Source organism: Sphaerisporangium album (assembly GCF_003323745.1).
Lineage (GTDB): Bacteria > Actinomycetota > Actinomycetes > Streptosporangiales > Streptosporangiaceae > Sphaerisporangium > Sphaerisporangium album.
Window position 1 is genome coordinate 26,150 of record NZ_QOIL01000008.1, and the last position, 19,568, is coordinate 45,717.

Annotated in this window: 16 protein-coding genes; 10 read left to right on the forward strand and 6 right to left on the reverse strand. The window is 70.7% G+C overall.

The genetic code is table 11. The features are described 5' to 3' along the window. The first annotated feature begins 260 nt into the window (after positions 1-260). Positions 261-461: a hypothetical protein gene (locus DQ384_RS15595; RefSeq protein WP_114029545.1), complete on the forward strand. Its 201-nt coding sequence runs from the start codon at positions 261-263 to the stop codon at positions 459-461. A gap of 32 nt (positions 462-493) precedes the next feature. Further along, positions 494-1,984, forward strand: coding sequence for an SPFH domain-containing protein (locus DQ384_RS15600; protein WP_114029546.1), 1,491 nt, complete (start codon positions 494-496; stop codon positions 1,982-1,984). A gap of 46 nt (positions 1,985-2,030) precedes the next feature. Here the strand turns inward: DQ384_RS15600 and pdxR are convergent, their stop codons facing one another. Then, positions 2,031-3,545 (reverse strand): MocR-like pyridoxine biosynthesis transcription factor PdxR, encoded by a 1,515-nt coding sequence (gene pdxR, locus DQ384_RS15605; protein WP_114029547.1) that lies wholly within the window; start codon positions 3,543-3,545, stop codon positions 2,031-2,033. Between the two features lie 47 nt (positions 3,546-3,592). Here pdxR and DQ384_RS15610 point away from each other — a divergent pair, with 47 nt between their 5' ends. The 5 genes from DQ384_RS15610 (at position 3,593) to nrfD (ending at position 10,135) form a co-directional block, all read left to right on the forward strand. Further along, the gene (locus DQ384_RS15610) at positions 3,593-4,087 is read left to right on the forward strand and encodes a carboxymuconolactone decarboxylase family protein (RefSeq protein WP_181871233.1); all 495 of its coding nucleotides are present in this window, start codon (positions 3,593-3,595) and stop codon (positions 4,085-4,087) included. 38 nt (positions 4,088-4,125) lie between these two features. Then, positions 4,126-4,941, forward strand: coding sequence for an isocitrate lyase/PEP mutase family protein (locus DQ384_RS15615; protein WP_245966509.1), 816 nt, complete (start codon positions 4,126-4,128; stop codon positions 4,939-4,941). Positions 4,942-5,081: 140 nt separating this feature from the next. After that, entirely contained in the window at positions 5,082-8,303 is a 3,222-nt protein-coding gene (gene fdh / locus DQ384_RS15620; RefSeq protein ID WP_114029549.1) for a formate dehydrogenase, read from the forward strand. A 1-nt stretch (position 8,304) separates the two neighbouring features. After that, complete coding sequence (locus tag DQ384_RS15625) at positions 8,305-9,180, forward strand: 4Fe-4S dicluster domain-containing protein (protein ID WP_114029550.1); 876 nt, start codon at positions 8,305-8,307, stop codon at positions 9,178-9,180. Positions 9,181-9,196: 16 nt separating this feature from the next. Further along, positions 9,197-10,135, forward strand: coding sequence for an NrfD/PsrC family molybdoenzyme membrane anchor subunit (nrfD, locus tag DQ384_RS15630; protein ID WP_114029551.1), 939 nt, complete (start codon positions 9,197-9,199; stop codon positions 10,133-10,135). 50 nt (positions 10,136-10,185) lie between these two features. Here nrfD and DQ384_RS15635 read toward each other — a convergent pair whose 3' ends face one another. Further along, complete coding sequence (locus DQ384_RS15635; protein WP_114029552.1) at positions 10,186-11,853, reverse strand: MFS transporter; 1,668 nt, start codon at positions 11,851-11,853, stop codon at positions 10,186-10,188. Positions 11,854-12,384: 531 nt separating this feature from the next. On the opposite strand from DQ384_RS15635, the gene DQ384_RS15640 reads away from it, so the two are divergent. After that, on the forward strand, positions 12,385-13,242 hold the full coding sequence (locus tag DQ384_RS15640; protein ID WP_114029553.1) for a class I SAM-dependent methyltransferase: 858 nt from the start codon (positions 12,385-12,387) through the stop codon (positions 13,240-13,242). Between the two features lie 5 nt (positions 13,243-13,247). Here DQ384_RS15640 and DQ384_RS15645 read toward each other — a convergent pair whose 3' ends face one another. Then, entirely contained in the window at positions 13,248-13,763 is a 516-nt protein-coding gene (locus DQ384_RS15645; protein ID WP_114029554.1) for a hypothetical protein, read from the reverse strand. 352 nt (positions 13,764-14,115) lie between these two features. Here DQ384_RS15645 and DQ384_RS41275 point away from each other — a divergent pair, with 352 nt between their 5' ends. Continuing rightward, positions 14,116-14,625, forward strand: a complete 510-nt coding sequence (locus DQ384_RS41275; RefSeq protein ID WP_181871234.1) for a hypothetical protein — start codon at positions 14,116-14,118, stop codon at positions 14,623-14,625. 54 nt (positions 14,626-14,679) lie between these two features. Here the strand turns inward: DQ384_RS41275 and DQ384_RS15660 are convergent, their stop codons facing one another. Together DQ384_RS15660 and DQ384_RS15665 are read right to left on the reverse strand one after the other, a co-directional pair. Continuing rightward, a complete protein-coding gene (locus tag DQ384_RS15660) occupies positions 14,680-15,615 on the reverse strand; it encodes a DUF5996 family protein (protein ID WP_114029557.1) in 936 nt (311 codons plus the stop codon). A gap of 75 nt (positions 15,616-15,690) precedes the next feature. Then, positions 15,691-17,016: a M48 family metallopeptidase gene (locus DQ384_RS15665; RefSeq protein WP_147268790.1), complete on the reverse strand. Its 1,326-nt coding sequence runs from the start codon at positions 17,014-17,016 to the stop codon at positions 15,691-15,693. Positions 17,017-17,237: 221 nt separating this feature from the next. Between DQ384_RS15665 and DQ384_RS15675 the strand changes: the two genes are divergently transcribed. Then, entirely contained in the window at positions 17,238-17,687 is a 450-nt protein-coding gene (locus DQ384_RS15675) for a hypothetical protein (protein WP_147268791.1), read from the forward strand. Positions 17,688-17,820: 133 nt separating this feature from the next. Here the strand turns inward: DQ384_RS15675 and DQ384_RS15680 are convergent, their stop codons facing one another. Continuing rightward, positions 17,821-19,536: an ATP-binding protein gene (locus tag DQ384_RS15680; protein ID WP_114029561.1), complete on the reverse strand. Its 1,716-nt coding sequence runs from the start codon at positions 19,534-19,536 to the stop codon at positions 17,821-17,823. Positions 19,537-19,568: the final 32 nt, after the last annotated feature.

Consider the following 19,568-nt stretch of genomic DNA (forward strand, 5'->3'; position numbering starts at 1 on the left):
GTCCCCCGCCGCCCGGCCGGACGGATCGACACGGTGGGCGGCGCCGGTGGTCGCCAGGGGGTCGCGTTGAGGGGCGTATGCGTGCCTTATGCGGGGAACCTGGCACCCGGATCGGTCGTTGGCGAGGGTGAAGGCGATATGCGCGGATGGTCAGAAGCGTGGCGAAGAGATAACAGATGCTTTGCTTGCTGATGATGTGACGGGGCAAACGGGGTAACGTTCGCGTTCGCGGCCTATGTAAGGCGACGGGGTGTACAAGGGTGGTCGGGAAACAGGGCAGGGTGACCGGCAGAATAGGGCCGGGGCTCGTGGGCGAGGTGTTGGTGCCGATACGCGGGGGCGTTGAGGCCTTCTACGCCCATCCATCGGTTCCCGGCGAGGAGTTCCCGGTGGGGACGATCATCATCGTCGTCGAATATTCGCCGCCACGCACGGTCTACGTGGCCCGCGCGATCGTCTGACCTTCTCTCTCCCCCCTCATTCGGAGGTCTCATTGACCACCACAGAACTGGCCGTATGGGCCGGCGGGCTCCTGGTTCTGTTCATCGTCATCGTTCTGCTGTTCAAGGCCGTGTGGAGGGTCGCCGAGCCCAACGAGGCGTTGATCATCTCGGGTCTCGGCGCGCGTTCGAGGAACGAGCTGGCCGAGAGCCTGGGCTTCAAGATCATCACGGGTAAGGGCACCGCCGTGCTGCCGGGCTTCCAGACCGCGCGGCGGCTGCGACTCGACAGCCGGGCCACGAACCTCCAGGTCAACTGCGTCACCCAGCAGGGCATCCCGGTCCAGGTGCGCGGCGTCATCATCTACAAGGTCGGCGACGACTTCACCTCGATCGCCAACGCCGCCCGCCGCTTCCTCGACCAGCAGGACAGCATGAGCGGAGCCATCCACGAGCTGTTCACCGGCCACCTGCGCTCGATCATCGGAAACCTCACCGTCGAGGACCTCATCCTCAACCGCGAGCGCCTCACCGGCGAGACCCGCAGCAGCGCCGCCGACGAGATGAGCAAGCTCGGCCTGGTCGTCGACTCCCTCCAGATCCAGGAGATCGACGACGAGACCGGCTACATCCTGAACCTCGGCAAGCCGCACGCCGCACGGGTGGCGGCCGCCGCGCGCATCGCCGAGGCCCAGCGCGACCAGGAGGCCACCGAGGCCGAGCAGGCCGCGAACGCCAAGAAGGCCGCGGCCGTCCGCGAGTCGCAGATCCAGCAGGCCGGATACCAGGCCGAGATCGACCAGGCCGCCGCCAAGGCGCGGCAGGCCGGGCCGCTGTCGGAGGCGACCGCGCGCCAGGAGGTCGTCGTCCAGGAGACCCGCGCCGCCGAGCTGGAGGCCCAGCTTTCCGAGCAGCGGCTGCAGTCGCAGGTGCGCAAGCCCGCCGACGCGAAGGCGTACGAGACCGTCACGTTGTCCCAGGCCGAGCGCGACGCGCGCATCGCCCAGGCCGAGGCCGAGGCGCGCGAGACCGAGCTGCGCGCCGTCGCCCAGGCGTCGCAGGTGAAGCAGGCCGCCGCCGCGGACGCCGAGTCCGTGCGGCTGCGCGCCGAGGCCGCGGGCGCCGCCTCCCGTGCCACCGGTGAGGGCGAGGCGGCGGCCGCCCAGGCGCGCGGCCTGGCCGAGGCCGAGGCCGCCAGGGCGCGCGGTCTCGCCGAGGCGGAGGCCGCCAAGGCCAAGGGGCTCGCCGAGGCCGAGGCGATCCGGGCCCGCGCGCAGGCCCTCGCCGAGAACCAGGAGGCCGTCATCGCCCAGCAGCTGGCCGAGAACTGGCCCTCGATCGTCGAGGCCGGCGCCAAGGCGTTCGGCAACGTCGACCACATGGTGGTGCTCAACGGCGCTCAGGGCGTGGAGGAGATGCTCGCCAAGGCGCTCACGCTCGGCGGCACGGGCCTCGGCCTCGCCCGCTCGCTGCTGTCCGGCGGGACCCCGCCGAGCCTGAACGGCCACGAGCCGGCGCCGCCGCAGAAGCTCGACGTGGTCTGACGTGTAAGCCCGCTCCGGGGCCCGGGTCGCGGGGCCCCGGGGCGTCTCACGCCCGCAGCGCGGCGACGAGGGCGTCCAGCGCTGCGGGATACGCGGCCTCCGTCGGGGTTCCGTAGCCCACGATCAGGCCCTGGGGACGGCCGGGGGCGTCGTCGGGGGCGTGCCAGTGCCCGGCGAGCCCTTGGACGGCGACGCCGCGCGCCGCGCACGCGGCGAGCACGGCGGCCTCGTCCGGGCCGCCGGGCGGCAGGGTGACCATCGCGTGCAGCCCGGCCGCGACGCCTTGGACGGCGACGGGCGCCGACCCCTCGAAGACGGGTGCCATGCCCTGGAGAGCGAGGGGCACGGCTTGGAGGGCGGAGGGCACGGCTTGGAGGGCGAGCGGCGCCGCGTCCTGGACGGCCGCCGGTGCGAGCCGTGAGACGAGCAGGTCGCGTCGGCGGCGGTAGCGGAGCCGGCAGGCGCGTACGTGCCGGTCGTAGGCGTGGCTCGTGATCAGGTCGGCGAGGACGAGCTGGCCGAGCGACTCGGTGTGGTGGTCGGCGTGGCGCTTGGCGTCCACCACGGGGCCGACGAGGTGGCGCGGCAGCACCAGCCAGGCCAGCCGTAGTCCCGGCCCGAGGGTCTTGGACGCGGTGCCGAGGTACGCGACGTGCTCGGGCGCCATGCCCTGCAGAGCCCCCACCGGCTGCCGGTCGTACCGGAACTCGCCGTCGTAGTCGTCCTCGACCACCAGCCCGCCCCCGCCCCGCGCCCAGTCCGCGAGGGCGTGGCGGCGGGACGGGTGCAGCGTGACCCCCGACGGGTACTGGTGGGCGGGCGTCACGACCACCGCGCCCGCCTCGGCGTACGCGTCCCCGCCGAGCAGGTCCGTGCGCGCGCCGCGCCCGTCCACCGGCAGCGGCAGCACGCGTGCCCCCGCCCGGCGGACCACCTCGCGGTGGAATCTCAGCCCCGGGTCTTCCATGGCGACCTCCGGCTTCGGACCCGCGCCCACGACCCGCGCCAGCAGCGACAGCGCCTGGACGGCGCCGGAGGTGACCACGATCTGGTCGGCGGTCGCGAGCACGCCCCGCGTCCGGCCGAGGTGGGCGGCCAGCGCCGCGCGCAGTTCGGGTGCGCCGCGCGGGTCGCCGTAGCCGTACACCGACGGGGACGCGGTGCCGAGCACGCGGCGCGTGGAGCGCATCCAGGCCGCCGAGGGGAACGTCGTCACGTCCGGCCTGCCCGGCCGCAGGTCGTGGCGCGGCGCGACGGCGTCGCCCCGGGAGCGCGGGGCCTCGGCGGGGGTGGCGGTGACGTCGGCGACGGAGGTGCCCGAGCCCCGGCGCGCGGTGAGGTAGCCCTCGGCGACGAGCTGGTCGTACGCGGCGCTGACCGTGTTGCGCGACAGCCCGGTCTCGGCGGCGAGGGCACGGGTGGACGGCAGCAGGGTGCGCGGCGCGAGCCGTCCGTCGCGGATCGCGTCCCGCAGGGCGTGTTCGAGGCCGGCGCGGCGGCCCGACGCGGGGTCGACCTCGACGTGCAGGTCGAGGCCGAAGGTGGCCCAATATTTCGGCACGGTATTGGACCTTATCCTCGGGCCAGTGGATTCCTAGCATGGGGGCCATGACAACGGTGACCAGCGACGAGACCGGCGCCCCGATGCCGGCCCCGCGTATTTCCTTGCAGGATCTGACCCCCGAGATCTACCGCGCGATGATCGCCCTGGACGGTGCCGTCGCCCGGTGCGGCCTTGAGCGTTCGCTGCTCGAACTGGTGAGAATCCGCGCCTCGCAGATCAACGGGTGCGCCTACTGCGTCGACATGCACACCCTGGACGCGCGGGCCGCCGGCGAGCGTGAGCAGCGCCTCTACGCCCTGCCGGTGTGGCGCGAGACGCCGTTCTTCACCCCGCGCGAGCGCGCCGCGCTGGAGCTCACCGAGGCGGCGACCCGGCTCCCGGGCGGCGGGGTGAGCGACGAGGTGTACGCGCGCACGGCGCGGCACTTTTCCGAGGAGGAGCTGGGCGACCTGATCTGGGCGATCACGGTGATCAACGCGTGGAACCGCATCGGCGTGACCGCCCGCCTGGTCCCCGGCGAGTACAAGCCCGGCGAATAATGACCCTTGGCGGGAGATTCGCGACGACGGGGGACAGCGTGACCACACGGGACAGGACGGCGGCGGGGGATGCCGCGACGGCACGGGAGAACGTCGCGAAGGCCGAAGCTCTGCGCGCGTCGCACGTGCCCGGGCGTCCGCTCGTGCTGCCGAACGTCTGGGACGCCGCGTCCGCGCGGGCGGTCACGGCGGCCGGGTTCCCGGTCGTCGCCACGGGCAGCGCGGCGGTCGCCCCCGTCCTCGGGTATGACGACGGAGAGTCCGCCCCGGCCGGCGAGGTGCTGGCCCAGGTCGCCCGCATCGCGCGGGCGGTGACGGTTCCGGTGACCGCCGACATGGAACGGGGGTACGGGCTCGCGCCGGCCGAGTTCGTCGAGCGGCTCGCCGCCACGGGCGCGGTCGGGGCGAACCTGGAGGACTCCGACCCGCGTACCGGCGCGATGGTGGACGCCGACGCGCAGGCGGGCTTCCTCGCGGCCGTACGCGCGGCGGCCGAGCGGGCGGGCACCGGGCTCGTGATCAACGCCAGGGTCGACTGCTTCGCCCACGGCACGGGGACACCGGACGAACGGCTGGCCGACGCCGTGGAACGAGGGCGCGCCTACCTGCGGGCGGGGGCCGACTGCGTCTACCCGATCCTCGCCTCCGACCCCGAGACGATCCGGGTGCTGGTGACGGAGATCGGCGGGCCGGTGAACATCCTTTTCCGGCCGGGTACGCCGTCACTCGCCGAGCTGGCCGCGCTGGGGGTCGCGCGGGTGAGCTTCGGCCACGGCCTGCACGCCGCCACCCAGCGCCACCTCGCGACGATGCTGTCGGCCATCGCCGAAGGCCACAGCCCCTACGACCTCTGAGACCCTCCCCTCCGGCCGCTCCCCGTCGTGTGTCCCGATGGTCCGTGGCAGAGGTTGGAGTGGTGCTCGGCGGGGGAGGTACGGGCAGGAAGTAGTGCGCCCCCCCGGCGGTTACGGCGAGCGCTCGGGGTGGGGGCGGCATGGCGATGAAGGACTTCTTGGGAAGATGGCCGGTGCTGCGGCAGCTCACCGGTCCGGACCGCTGCGGCCTGGGCGCCGCCGTGCGGTCGAAGAAGACCGACGAGCTGCGCTCCCGCGTCGCCACCGCCGACCGCGTGGTGAAGTCCATCTGCCCGTACTGCGCCGTCGGCTGCGGCCAGAACGTGTACGTGTCCGGCGAGAAGGTCGTCCAGATCGAGGGCGACCCGGACTCGCCGATCAGCCGGGGCAGGCTGTGTCCCAAGGGCTCGGCGTCGCTCCAGCTCACGACCGGCCCGGGACGCGAGCGCTCCGTCCTGTACCGCAGGCCGTACGGCACCGAGTGGGAGCAGCTCGACCTGGACACGGCCATGCGGATGGTCGCCGACCGCGTCGTGCGGACCCGCCGCGAGACCTGGCAGGAGCACTGCGACGGCAAACGCGTGGCCCGCACGATGGGCATCGCGAGCCTCGGCGGCGCGACGCTGGACAACGAGGAGAACTACCTCATCAAGAAGCTGATGACCGGGCTCGGCGTCGTCCAGGTGGAGAACCAGGCGCGGGTCTGCCACAGCTCGACGGTGACCGGCCTCGGCACGTCCTTCGGCCGGGGCGGCTCGACGACGTTCATGCAGGATCTGCAGCACTCCGACTGCATCATCATCGAGGGCTCCAACTTCGCCGAGGCGCACCCGGTGGGCTTCCAGTGGGTGATGGAGGCGAAGCTGCGCGGCGCGACCGTCATCCACGTCGACCCGCACTTCAGCCGCACCAGCGCCATGGCCGACCTGTTCGTGCCGATCCGCGCGGGCACGGACATCGCCTTCCTCGGCGCGATCATCAACCACGTGCTGTCGGAGGGCAAGGACTTCCGCGAGTACGTCCTGAACTACACCAACGCCGCGTGCGTCGTCTCCGACGAGTTCGCCGACAGCGAGGACCTGGACGGCGTCTTCTCCGGCTGGGACCCCGAGACGCGCACCTACGACGTCGGCACCTGGCAGTACAAGGGGCCGCGCGTCCAGACGGTTTCGGGCCGGCGGCTGCGGCTGGACGAGTACCACCAGCCGGGCCGCAGCGAGGCGCACGGCTCCGGCGGCGCGCCCGTCACCCCGTACGCGGAGCGGGACGAGACGCTCAGCCACCCGCGCTGCGTCTACCAGATCCTGAAGCGCCACTTCTCCCGCTACACGCCGGAGGTGGTCGAGCGGACCTGCGGCATCCCGCCCGAGACGTTCGCCCGGGTCTGCGACGCGCTGACGTCCAACTCCGGGCCGGACCGCACCAGCGCCTTCGCGTACGCGGTGGGGTGGACGCAGCACAGCGTGGGCACGCAGTACATCCGCACGGCGAGCATCCTGCAACTGCTGCTCGGCAACATCGGGCGGCCGGGCGGCGGCATCATGGCGCTGCGCGGGCACGCCAGCATCCAAGGGTCCAGCGACATCCCGACCCTGTACAACCTGCTGCCGGGCTACATCCCGATGCCGTACGCGCACACCGACGAGAACCTGGACGACTTCGTCGAGGTCATCACCACGCAGAAGGGCTTCTGGGCGGACGCGCGGCACTACGTCGTCAGCCTGCTCAAGGCGTACTACGGGGACGCGGCGACCGCCGACAACGACTTCTGCTTCGGGCACCTGCCCCGGCTGACCGGCTCGCACAGCACCTACGACACGACGTTCGCGCAGCTCGACGGCGTGTGCAAGGGATTCTTCCTGTTCGGCGAGAACCCGGCCGTCGGGTCGGCCAACGCCCGGCTGCAACGGCTCGGCATGGCGAACCTGGACTGGCTCGTCGTCCGCGACTTCGCGCTCATCGAGTCGGCGACGTGGTGGAAGGACGGCCGGGAGATCCGGACCGGCGAGCTGCGCACCGAGGAGATCGGCACCGAGGTCTTCTTCTTCCCCGCCGCCTCGCACACCGAGAAGAACGGGACGTTCACCAACACCAACCGCCTGTTGCAGTGGCACCACGCGGCCGTGGAGCCGAGCGGCGACTGCCGCAGCGACCTGTGGTTCGTCTACCACCTCGGCCGGATGGTCCGGGAGCGCCTCGCCGGGTCCGCCGAGCCGTACGACCGCGCGATCCTGGACCTGGCCTGGGACTACCCGGTCGAGGGGGAGCTGCGCGAGCCGAGCGCCGAGGCCGTCCTGCGCGAGGTCAACGGGTACGGCCCGGACGGGGAGTTGCTGTCGAGCTACATGCGACTGCGCGGCGACGGGTCCACCTCGTGCGGCTGCTGGATCTACTGCGGCGTGTTCGCGGACGGGGTGAACCAGGCGGCCCGGCGCAAGCCGCACACCGAACAGAGCTGGGTGTCGCACGAGTGGGGCTGGGCGTGGCCGCTCAACCGGCGCACCCTGTACAACCGTGCGTCGGCCGACCCGGACGGCAACCCGTGGAGTGCCCGCAAGGCGTACGTCTGGTGGGACGCGGACCTCGGCCGGTGGACAGGTCACGACATTCCCGACTTCATCGACGACCGGCCGCCAGACTACCGCCCACCCGCGGACGCCCAGGGCCCCGACGCGTTGTCCGGAATCGATGCGTTCATCATGCAAGGCGATGGAAAGGGCTGGCTCTACGCGCCCGCCGGGCTCATGGACGGTCCGCTGCCCGTGCACTACGAGCCGCAGGACACACCATGCGAGAACCCGCTGTACCGGGCGTACCCGCGCAACCCCGCGCGGCTGCTGTACGACCGGCCGGGCAACCGCTACCACCCGGTCGCCAGCAAGGTCTACCCGTACGTCGTCACGACCTACCGGCTCACCGAGCACTTCACCGCCGGGGGCATGAGCCGCTGGCTGCCGTACCTGTCGGAGCTCCAGCCGGAGATGTTCTGCGAGGTCTCCCCGGAGCTGGCCGAGGAGCGGCTGCTGGAGCACGGCGACTGGGCCACGATCATCAGCGCGCGCGGCGCCATCGAGGCCAAGGTGCTGATCACCGACCGGATGCCGTCGCTGCGCCTCGACGGCCGCGTCGTCCACCAGATCGGGCTGCCCTACCACTACGGCCCGAACGGCTGCGCGACCGGCGACCCGGCGAACGAGCTGACGTCCATCGTGCTCGACCCGAACGCCGACATCCAGGAGACCAAGGCGTGCACCGCCGACATCCAGCCGGGACGCCGCCCGCGCGGGCCCGGCCTCAACCGCCTCGTCGAGACGTTCCGGCGGCGCGCGGGCATGTACGAGCCGACGCGGCAGGAGGTCTGACATGACCACGAGGCTGCCCCAGGTGCAGGAGGAGACCGGATACGAGCGGCATCCTCCGCGGATGGGCTTCTTCACCGACACGTCCATCTGCATCGGCTGCAAGGCGTGCGAGGTCGCCTGCAAGGAATGGAACCAGCTTCCGGCCGATCCGCCGTTCACCTTCACCGGACTGTCGTTCGACAACACCGAGCAGCTCTCGGCGTCCACGTGGCGGCACGTCGCTTTCGTCGAGCAGCGCAAGCCGATGCGCGCCGGGGCGGGCGACGGCAGCGGTGACCTGCGCTGGCTCATGGCCTCCGACGTCTGCAAGCACTGCACCGACGCCGCCTGCCTGGACGTGTGCCCCACCGGCTCGCTGTTCCGCACCGAGTTCGGCACCGTCGTCGTGCAGTCCGACATTTGCAACGGTTGCGGCTACTGCGTGTCCGCGTGCCCGTACGGCGTGATCGACAAGCGCGAGGACGACGGGCTCGCCTGGAAGTGCACGCTCTGCTACGACCGCATCGGCGACGGGCTGACCCCGGCGTGCGCGCAGGCCTGCCCGACCCAGTCCATCCAGTACGGCGAGCTGGACGACCTGCTCGACCGCGCCGCCGCCCGCGTCGAGGCCCTGCACCAGGACGGCGTCACCGACGCCCGCCTCTACGGCCACGACCCCGGGGACGGGGTGCGCGGCAACGGCGCGTTCTTCCTGCTGCTGGATCGGCCCGAGGTGTACGGCCTGCCGCCCGCCCCGAAGGTCACCACCCGCGACCTGCCCGCGATGTGGCGCCACGCGGGGCTCGCGGCCCTGACGCTCGCGGCCACCATCGCCACCGCCTTCGCCGCGGCGTCCTTCGAGTTCGGCGGCGCAAGACCTGCACGGGTTCGCAAGTGACGGACGGGGAGTTGCAATGACCACGCGCAGCCGTGTCGACGGCCAGGCGACGGCCCTGGCGGACGAGTACGTCTCGTACTACAACCGGCGCATCCTGAAGCCGCCGACATGGCGCGCGGCCAGCATCGGCGGCTACCTGTACCTGGGCGGGCTCGCCGGCGCCTCCTCGGTGTTCGCCGCGGGAGGGCAGCTCACCGGCCGTCCCGGCCTCGCCCGCGCGGGGAAGGCGGCCGCGCTCGTGGGCATCGGCCTGTCCCTCGCCGCCCTCGTGGAGGACCTCGGGCGTCCGGAGCGTTTCCTCCACATGCTGAGGACCTTCAAGCCCACCTCACCAATGAGCGTCGGCTCGTGGCTGCTCGCCTCGTACGCGCCGCTCGTCGGTGTCAGCCTGCTCACCGACCTCACCGGCCGCTTCCCCTTCACCGGGCGCGCGGCCTGCTACGGCGCCGCCATCCTCGGGCCCGCGGTCACGACGTACACGGCGGTGTTGATCAGCGACACCGCCGTGCCCGCCTGGCACGAGGGGCACCGCGAGATGCCGTTCCTGTTCGCCGGCTCCGCCACCGCGACGGCCGCGGGCAGTGCCATGATCGCCGCCCCGCCCTCGGAGAACGGCCCGGCCCGGCGCGCGGCCGTCCTCGGCACCGCCCTCGAACTCGGCGCGGGGTGGCTCATGCGCCGCCGTATGGGCATGATCGCCGGCGCGTACGAGCACGGCCGCGCGGGCGTCCTCATGCGGACGGGCGAGGCGCTCGCGGTGGCGGGCGCCGTGGGCGCGGTCCTGTGCGGTCGCCGTCGCGCCGCCGCCGTCGCGTCCGGGGCGGCCCTCATGGCGGCCTCGGCCTGCATCCGCCTCGGCGTCTTCTCCGCGGGCGTCGCCTCCAGCGAGGACCCTGCCTACACCGTCGTCCCGCAACGCGCTCGGCTCGCGTCGCCGGAGACCACGTACGCGTAGAGCCGGACGGCCGCGATGGGCGGCCGCCCGGCTCTGTGTTCCAGGCTGGGTCAGCGGGCCTCGTGCGCGCCCACCAGGACGGGCTCGCCGTCCGTGCGCTCGCCCGGGAGCGCGCCGCCGTCCGCCCGGCCCCCGTCCGCCGCCCCGGCGTCCGCCTGCGGGGGCTCGCCGTCCGTCCGCGGGGCCGGGGCCTGGGCGCCGTTGTCCCGCAGGACCAGGGCGGAGACCACGGCCAGGGCGATGAAGATGACGGCTCCGGTGGCGGCGACCGCGTTCAGCCCGCCGGTGAAGGCGGCGCGTGCGCTGTCGAGCAGTCCGGCGCCGAGGTCGCCGGCCAGGTCGTGGGCCGTGGCCACGGCGGCGGTGATGCTCTCGCGGGCCGTGCCGATCGCGTCCGAGGGGAGCCCGGACGGCAGGCCGTCGGTGACGTGCGAGCGGTAGACGAAGGCGCTCAGGCTGCCCAGGGCCGCCACGCCCACCGCCACGCCGAACTCGCCGCTGGTCTCGGAGATGGACGCCGCCGAGCCCGCCTTCTCCGGCGCGACCGAGGCCATGATCATGTTCATGGTCAGCGACATCGGGAAGGCGATGCCGAAGGACGAGAGGACCAGCCCGCCGACCAGCAGGGGCAGCCCGCCCGTGGCCGGGACCTGCGTGTGCAGCACCAGGCCGGCACCGGCGATCAGGAGGCCGGCGGAGGCGACGTAGGCCGGGTGGAACCGCCGCGCCAGCGCCGGGGCGGTCATGACGCCGACGACCATCGCGACGTTCTGCGGCAACAGCCACGACCCCGCGCTGATCGGCGACAGGCCCTGGACGGTCTGGAGGTACAGGGTGGACACCAGCGTCACGCCCGCCATGACGATGCCGGCGAGCAGCCCGATGACCGTCGCGGTGCTGAAGTGGCGGTTGGCGAACAGGCGCAGGTCGAGCAGCGGGTCGGTGAGCCGGCGCTGCCGGAGGAAGAACACCGCGCCGAAGGCGACGCCCACGACCACGGCGGCTACGGGCATCGGGTGGACGCCGGTGCGGGCCAACTCCTTGAGGCCGTAGATGGTCGGCAGGATGGCGGCGAGGGACAGGGCCACGCTGGCGAGGTCGATGCGGCCGGCGTTCTCGTCCCGGTACTCGGGCAGCAGCTGGGGGCCGACGACGAGCAGAAGCACCATGACCGGCACGCCGAGCAGGAAGGCCGAACCCCACCAGAAGTGCTCCAGGAGGACCCCGCCGACCAGCGGGCCGAGGGTCGCGCCGCCCATGAAGCAGGCGAACCAGACGCCGATGGCGCTCCCCATCTGCTTGGGGTCCTTGAACATGTTGCGGATCAACGCCATGGTCGAGGGCATCAGCGTCGCCCCGGCGACGCCCAGCAGCGCCCGCGCGGCGATCAGCATCTGCGGGCTGGTGGAGTACGCGGCGACTATCGAGGCCACTCCGAAGGCGGCCGCGCCGGTGAGCAGCAGCTTGCGGCGGCCGATGCGGTCTCCGAGGGTTCCCATGGTGACCAGGAAGCCCGCCAGCATGAACGAGTAGATGTCCAGGATCCACAGCTGCTGGGTGGCGTCGGCGCCGAGGCTCTCGCTGAGGTGGGGCAGCGCCAGGTACAGGACGCTCATGTCGAGCGACAGCAGCAGCGTCGGCAGGGCCAGCACCGCGAGGCCCGTCCATTCGCGCCGTCCGGCTCGCAGACCGGCCCCGGCGTCGGTGTTCACGCTCATCGAAGGTTCCTCGTTTCAGGTCCGCGGCTCGGAGGGGGGCCCTCGGTCACCGTCGTTTCGAACGTGGCTCAACCGTGTCACCGAACATTTTATTTGTCAAGGTGCTTGGAATCGTCGGTGACAGGCCGCAGGCGCGGGCCGTACGGCCGTCGACGGCCGGGGAGCCCCTGACCTGCGGATCGTCGGTGTGCCGGTCGGTCTCGTCCGTGCCGATGCCTCGGCCGCAGGTGCCGCTCTGGCAAGGGGTGGGGCGGCCCTGTCCGTGGCGCATGCCGCCCGTGGACGGGGGACGGATGTCGAGGGGCGTGAGCGGACGAGCCGCGATGGGGGTGTGATATAGCGGCACATAGGTGGCTCATAATGTCGCGGAATGCCGCTGGAACGCGGCGAAATAGCGATATGCCGACATTGCCGGCCTGTGGCGCGGCCATTCCGGACCCTGCCATTGATGCGGGATTGTGATTACTTCACCGCTCTAAAAGATTTAATTGCATGATAAGATGGGAAAAATAGCGACTAGTCTCTCCGAGCGTGAGAAACAATGGAGAGGTCAGCCGTACCGCGCTGACGGCCGCCGCCGCGCGAGCCGCGCATCTGATGGTCGACGACCAGCCCACGATCTTCGCCGACACGCCCGCGTACGCCCTGCTCGGAGACCACGCCGAAGAGCTGACGGCCTACCACAAGGTCCACGGCGCCCACCCGATCCTCGCGGCCGCCCGCGCCACGGCCACCACCCGCAGCCGTTACACCGAGGACCGGCTGGCCGAGGCCGTGCGCCGGGGGGTCGGCCAGTACGTCATCCTGGGCGCCGGCCTCGACTCCTACGCCTATCGCGCCGGGGAGGACGGCCCCGTCCGCGTGTTCGAGGTCGACCACCCGGCGACCGGGCAGTGGAAGCGCGACGCGCTCGCGAAGGCCGGCATCGGCGTTCCCGGCACGGTCGCGTTCGTCGCGGTCGACTTCGAGAACGATTCGCCGGCGGACCGCCTCGTCCAGGAGGGTTTCGATCCCTCCGCGCCCGCCGTGGTGAGCTGGCTGGGCGTCACGATGTACCTCGCCCGCGAGACCATCGGGCGGACGCTCGCCATGGTCGGCGGTTTCGCGTCCGGCAGCGAGCTCGTGATCGACTCCATGCTGCCCGAGGGCCTCCGGGACGAGGAAGCCCAGGCGTACGTCGACGCGGTCCTGCCGGTCGTGGCCGAGAGCGGCGAGCCGTGGCTGACCTTCCTCGGCCCCGGCGACATGTCGGCGATCCTGCGCGAGCACGGCCTGGAGGTGCTCGCGCACGCCCACGAGCGCGAAGCGATCGACGCCGCCCTCTGGAACCGGACGGACGCGCTGCGCCCGTCCAGTCTCTCGCTCCTCACCCACGCGCGGGTTCCGTAGGCCGGTCAGGGAACCACGTGCGTCGTCGCGGCGACCACCTGCGCCTGCGGCACGCAGAGCAACGAGTTGTACGCGTTGTAAGGCTGGCGGTAGCGGTCCGGCGTGAACGTCACGTCGCCCACGTTCGGGACCGTCACTTGTGCGGTCCCGCCGCGCATCTTCCATGTCTGGCCCGGCGGGGTCGCGGGGTTGGTGAGGCCGGTGGCGGTGACGCCGCCCGACGCCGCGCCACCGAGCAGGATGGTCATGTTGCCGACCTTGACCCCCGCCTGCTCGTCGGCGTAGGTGATCACGTCGGTGTCGAAATCGACGGTGACGGTGAACGTGGTCCCCCGCCGGGCCGTGGCGGGGGCCGTGACCGTCGTGGTGAACGCGGCCGGGTACTGGGGCCCGTAGGTCCCGCACACGTACGACGCGGTCACGGTGCCGGCCGCGGCGGGCGAGGCGGCGGCGACGACGAGACCGGCCGCGAGCACGCCCGAAGCCGCCAGCCCGGCCACCTTCTTGTGGAACGAGACCATGCGCAACCCCTTTCAGATGTGAACGAATTGCAGCGACCACCGGCTCTGTTTTCGGTCATCGCCGTCCTCACATCGTGATCGCACAGGGATGCGTGGGCTTCTTCTAAAATGCCTCGCCGCTGGCAGGAAGCGGTCCGGCACCCCGATCGGGGTGTCCTTTACCTGCCAAAGAGCAGTTTCATAGGACTGCTCCGAGCGGCGTCAGAACGACCTGGAGTCATAACCGCGTGTAGCTGTTGATTGCGGAACGTCACTGGATTTGATTGGTCCCGCCGCCTCTCTCGCGGCCGGTCCACCCGGGCGGCGAGAGGGGCGGTCAGCATCCCGCAATGAAAGGACCTTCATGTCCCGGATGTCCACACGTACGGCGGTCCTGGCCACGACCGCCCTCGCCGCCCTCGCCCTGACGCCCCCCGCGACGGCCGCCGTCCCGCAGAGCCACGCCGCCACGGCCGCCGTCCCGCAGGGCCACGCCGCCATGGCCGCCGTCCCGCAGGCCCCTGCGGCCCCGGCCACGGTGTCCGGCGTCCCCGGCCGCTGCGGCCAGCGGCTCGGCGAGTGGATCGACGGCGGGCACGCCGTCTACAAGGGCAGGGCGCTCGCGGTGCCCGACGGCGAGGGCGCCGACGTGACCCTCGTCTTCGACGGCGACCGCGTCGTCCTCACCTTCGACAAGGACTCCTCACCACCGCTGGCCTACCGCTTCAACCCCCGCATCCCGCTCATCAGCATCGGGACGACCGGTTTCATCGTCGACCTCGACCAGCCCCGCTGCGACCGCGACGGGGTGGCCGCCGCCCACATCGTCGTCAACGTCATCAAACTCCTCCACCTGGAAGGCCGCGTCGCCCGCACCGAGTGACCCGGAACCGGGCCGGCGCTCTCCCTCGCACGGGGAGAGCGCCCCCGGGGAGCCTCAGGTGCTCAGCACGGGGTCGGTGACGCCGCCGGGGCAGGCGAGCCCGGGGACGTCCCAGCGCGCCCGGCGGGCCCCGGCCTGGTAGGAACTCTCGTAGAACTCCAGCACGGCGGCACGCGGGTCGGCCTCGGCGCGGGCGTCGTCGTAGCGAAGGATCGCGAGGTGGCTTCCACGCTGCGGCACCCACATCGCCGGCTCCGGCCGCAGCGGCTCCTCCTCCAGCCCCGCCGGCTCCGGAGCCGTGTAGGAGTAGAAGGCGGGCTCGGGGAAGGAGTCGTCGCCGAACCAGAACCCCGAGCTGATCACCTCGCGCGAATACGCCTCGCGGGTCACCGGATCGGCCTCCGGCGACTGGTCGATCCTCCGGCCGGAGAACCGCGTGCAGGCGATGTCGAAGGTGTGCCAGAAGTGGTGGACCGGGCTGATCTTCCCGGAGAAGTTCGCGGCGAACTCCTCCAGCAGCAGGTTCACCTGACTGAGCACCTGCCAGTAACGCGTCACCATGGCCGCGTCGTACGACGCGTGCTCGTCGTCCTCGGCGAACGGCCGCCCCGCGTCCGCCAGGTCGAACGGCCGGGGGATCTCGATGGTGACGCGCACTCCCAGCGCGTCGAGCGCCCGCATGACCTCGCTGTAGAAGGAAGCCACCGACCGGTCGTACAACGGGAACGACACCTTCCGGCCGTCCACGGTGCTCACCACGAGCTGGTGGTCGACGAAGTCGAAGTCGATGGTGAAGATCGGGTTGCCGTCCGCCTGCCCCATCGGCCGCGTCGTCAGCCCACGCCCGGTGACGTGGAACGGCGCGTTCCACCAGTGGTTGCGCCGCACCCCCGCCGCCAGCCGTATCTTCCCCACGACCTGTGCGAACCGGTGCAAGGTGTCCTTGGTGTCCCGCCACTCATCCAACGGCATCGCCGGAAACAATCGCATCTCACGATCATTCCCTACTCCACCTGGTTGAACAGGACCGGGTGCACGACGAAGTGAGCGCCTGCCGCTGACGGCTCAGGACATCAACACGGCGCGGGCCGTCTGGACGCGGGCCGTCTCGAGTTCCCTTTCGATGGCCGCGGCTTCCGTCTCGCCGAGGGTGAGGGCCGCCTCCGCGGGCGGCCGTGCGCTGACCAGTTGGAGGCGCAGGTGTGTGGGGGGATGGGTTCTGTCCGTGGAGGTCATGCGGCGGGCGGACAGGCGGAGGCGGCGTAGGCGTTCGGCCTCGGGAATGGACGTCACGTACTCGCGCAGTTCCCGCCACAGGGACGCGTCGGCCTCGTCGCGGGAGGTGGCGCGGGTGGAGCGTCGTCCCTGCTGGACGGCCGAGCGGCGGCGGAAGACGGTTTCCACGCTGTCGCCGAGGACGAGCGTCTGCAACATGGACCTGGTCGCCGTGGACGAGGCCACGCGGGCCGCCATCTCGTCCGCGCGGTACTCGGCGCGGTGGCCGGGGGCCAGCGTGAGGCGCAGCATCAGGCGCAACAACAGCCCGGTGAGGTGGTGAACGCCTCGCATCACCAGCTTGGCCACCCAGTCCATGACCATGAAGACCAGGCCCGCCCCGGACTCCTCGACGGGCCCGGGAGCGCTGGCCCTGTGCCAGTGCGTCAGGGCCTCGACGGCCGAGTGGAACCACAGATTGCGACGCGGGTCGCCGTTGACGGCGTGACCGAGCTCGTGAGCGAGCGAGGCGACGCGCTCCTCGGGGGTGAGCACCTCCCACAGGGCGAGGCCGATGGTGAGGACGCCGTGCCGCCGCAGTCCCACCCTGGTGTAGCTCGTGCCGAAACCCGGCGTCACCTCGATCAGCTCGGCGGGAGGCGCGCCGAGTTCGGCGGCGATCCGGTCGGCGAGGGCGTACAGGTGCGGCGCCTCGGAGCGGGACAGGGGTGAGCCGTCCGGATCGAGGCGGCCCAGGCGGGGACGGGTGACGAAGGCGATGCCGAGACCGATCGCGGCGACCGGCACCATCAGCAGGTTTCCGGTGGTCAGCAGCCCGATGGATCCGACGGTGAACGCGGCGGTGACCAGGTGCACGGACCCTGCGACGGCCATGGCCGCGAACCGCGCCCCGTCGCGTGCGGCGGGGGGACGTGACGGGTTCGCCAGGTCCCGGAAGACCCGCTCGACGGTCGCGCCGTCGGCCCGCCGCCGGGCCTCGCGCCGCCGTTCCGCCCGGCCTCGCGGAGCCGTATTCGTCACGGTCCCCGATCTCGCCGAGGGGTCGAGGTTCCACGAGCACGAGGGACACCAGGTCACGAAGCGTGGGTCCGTCGAAAGAGGCGCGGAGCAGGACGGGCACATCCCGTCGGCCTCGACGGCGGGCGGCATGGTCATGCCCGAGATCATGCCGTATACGAAGACCTAAGGACAGAAACCCGCCTAATACCGGTATCGACGCTCATGTCTGCTGGTCTCATGCATCCGTGACGCGTGGTGTCGGCTAGGGGCGAACCCGGCGCCGTTCTCCGGAACGCCGGCGCGTCCGCGGACAGTCCTTGGGTCCTGCCGACGGGAAGCCACTGGTCGTGTGGCCGCCGGAGACCGACTATCCGGACGTGTTCCGCATTGACCCGGCGGCGGTCAAGCCGGGACAAACCGCCGTCCTGGAGCTCAACGTCTCCGACGACGAGCGGACCGCGGGTATCTGGGCCAACATCTCCAGCGGTCCGGTGGCGCAGTGCACCCTGGTCGACAGCGACGAGGCGCCCTCGGCCCGCCCCGGGGCTGGGACGACTGACGGCTCCACGGCCGGCGGCGAAGCCCGAAGATCGAGCATGGGCGGGAAGCGGGTCGTCCGAAGGGGGAGTGACTCGGAGGACGGCCGCTTCTCGCCTCAGGCCGGGCTCTGGGTGGAGCCGACGACGGAGTCGATGAAGCGCGGCACTTGGGCGTTGACCTCGGGGGCGAGTTGGCCCGCTATCGAGTGGGTGGGCGTGCGGTTACAGTTCGGCCTGGATGTTGGGCACAAGGGTGCGCGCTCGAAGGCTTTCCGGGGTCGTGGATGACGCTGCGGCCGGCCACCAGGAGCCGAGGCGCGGGCCAGGGGACCTGAGGACAGAAATTACCAAAGGCGCTTATGCTCGCTGACGCCCTGCGTCAATGAGGCGACTGGCCGACCAGTGGGGCGCCGTTCGCAGTCTATGATCTGCCCTTGGGGAACTTCTTTCCTGGGCCATAGCGTATTCCGGCGCCGCCGCGCCTGTCTCCGATCTTTTCAAGGACCTCCCGATCCCTCAGTGCATTTAGCAGATCCCTGGCCGCGTAAACGTGCAGGTCGAAGAGACGTCGAATCGTCTGATTGGTGACGAACCCGTATTCGCGCACGTGATCGATTACTTTCTGGTCCGTCTCTCGCGGATTGTGTCTTCGATAGGTGATCGAACGGGACATCGCGGCGAGAACATCGGAACGCAGGCGGTACGTCGGAAATGGCTTCGACGCCGTACGGCGTGTCATTTCCAGAAGATCGTATTCATCCGCCATGGTGGCCAGAACCTCCTGCGCCTCAGCCGGGGTGCGCTGAATGGCGGACGAAAGTTTTGGTGCATCGAGATTGGAGTTGTGCCGAAGGTAAGACAACGCAAGCAACACATTTAGATCACGTCCGGCTCGGATCGGTAGATCGCTGATGAAACGCACGAACGCGCTGTTTCCGATCCCCCCTGCCAGAGTGGCCCGGACCAAGGTCGCGTGATCCTCGAAAAGCGGGGGTTCCTTACCGATGCGCAGCATTTCCCGGTAGGCCCTGTCCACTCCTTGGCCTGTTCTCTCGGCAAGTTGCAGTATGGATACCGTTTCGGTGAGAAGGCGGTTCCGAGGTGTCGAGGGATACGTGAGAATATTCGATGGAGTGACACCGGAGACCAGGCCGCCGGGGCTCGTGATGATGAGATGCTCCGGGGAGTGTTCGATATCGACTGTTCCACCGGTCTCATAGGACCGATGGATGAAGGCATTGATGATCAGCTCCCGGACCGCCTCGCCAGGGTAGTCCGTCAGTTGGAGTTGCACACCGCCGGCGACGTTGAGCGGGTGCACCTCGCGACGTGTCTCTATCGCATCCGTGAGGATTTGAATCGCCTTTATCATGGGCTGGCTCCCCCGCAGCCTCCCGGTGGCTTCGCTGCCCGCACTGGGACGAAACTGATAGGAGTAGCCGTAGCCGGGGACCACTTGATTTATGAGCGGCTCGTCTGCGAGCAGCAGGACGCCCGCGTTTGTGATGCTGCCGTTGGGTGTGATGAGACGCAACGCCTGAAGAAGGGCATGATCTTCTAGATCTGCCAGATGGTCTCGGCCGCTCGCCGCCAGGATCCGCCGCAATCTGACGAATTCCAGTGTGCTGAGGCGGTTGATGTCGATGCTAGAGGCGTCTGCCGACCAGTCGACCTGGCCACGTGCGATCATCACCTCGCGTTGCTGGTCAGGCGGAAAGGGCAGGCATTCCTTTCCGAGACGACGTGTGGCAAGCCCGGCGGCGGTGCTGTGTGGCATGACTCCTTGCGGCACGGTTATCAGGATCAGGCGGACCCCGTCGATGAATTTCTCGTTGACGAAGGCGGTGAGGGGCGGCCTTGTCCGGTCGAAGATCGCTTTGCGGATGAGGTCGACGGTATAGGCGGCAGGCACTCCTCTGAGTGCGTTCGCGCGCTCAGAGGCTTTGTCGTCGACGCCCAGCACAATGGTGCCTCCGCGTGCGTTGACGAAGCAGACCAGGGCATCGGCGAGCAGGTTGAAGGTGGCCTTGAGCGAGTCGGCGACGAGTTTGAAATCAAGCGTCTCCGTCTCCAGCGAGTCGGCCGTGGTGCCCTTGCCCAATGCCGTCAGCGCGGCGTTCGCCTCTTCTTGGTCCACGCGCTGAGCCTAATGGATGGCTGACCTTCCCA

Excerpts from the sequence above, each read along its gene's own strand:
- DQ384_RS15665 (WP_147268790.1), bottom strand. The coding sequence starts at position 17,016 with ATGACCATGCCGCCCGCCGTCGAGGCCGACGGGATGTGCCCGTCCTGC.
- DQ384_RS15610 (WP_181871233.1), top strand. The coding sequence starts at position 3,593 with ATGACAACGGTGACCAGCGACGAGACCGGCGCCCCGATGCCGGCCCCG.
- DQ384_RS15660 (WP_114029557.1), bottom strand. The coding sequence starts at position 15,615 with ATGCGATTGTTTCCGGCGATGCCGTTGGATGAGTGGCGGGACACCAAG.
- DQ384_RS15635 (WP_114029552.1), bottom strand. The coding sequence starts at position 11,853 with ATGAGCGTGAACACCGACGCCGGGGCCGGTCTGCGAGCCGGACGGCGC.
- DQ384_RS15645 (WP_114029554.1), bottom strand. The coding sequence starts at position 13,763 with ATGGTCTCGTTCCACAAGAAGGTGGCCGGGCTGGCGGCTTCGGGCGTG.
- nrfD (WP_114029551.1), top strand. The coding sequence starts at position 9,197 with ATGACCACGCGCAGCCGTGTCGACGGCCAGGCGACGGCCCTGGCGGAC.
- DQ384_RS41275 (WP_181871234.1), top strand. The coding sequence starts at position 14,116 with ATGTCCACACGTACGGCGGTCCTGGCCACGACCGCCCTCGCCGCCCTC.
- DQ384_RS15625 (WP_114029550.1), top strand. The coding sequence starts at position 8,305 with ATGACCACGAGGCTGCCCCAGGTGCAGGAGGAGACCGGATACGAGCGG.
- fdh (WP_114029549.1), top strand. The coding sequence starts at position 5,082 with ATGGCGATGAAGGACTTCTTGGGAAGATGGCCGGTGCTGCGGCAGCTC.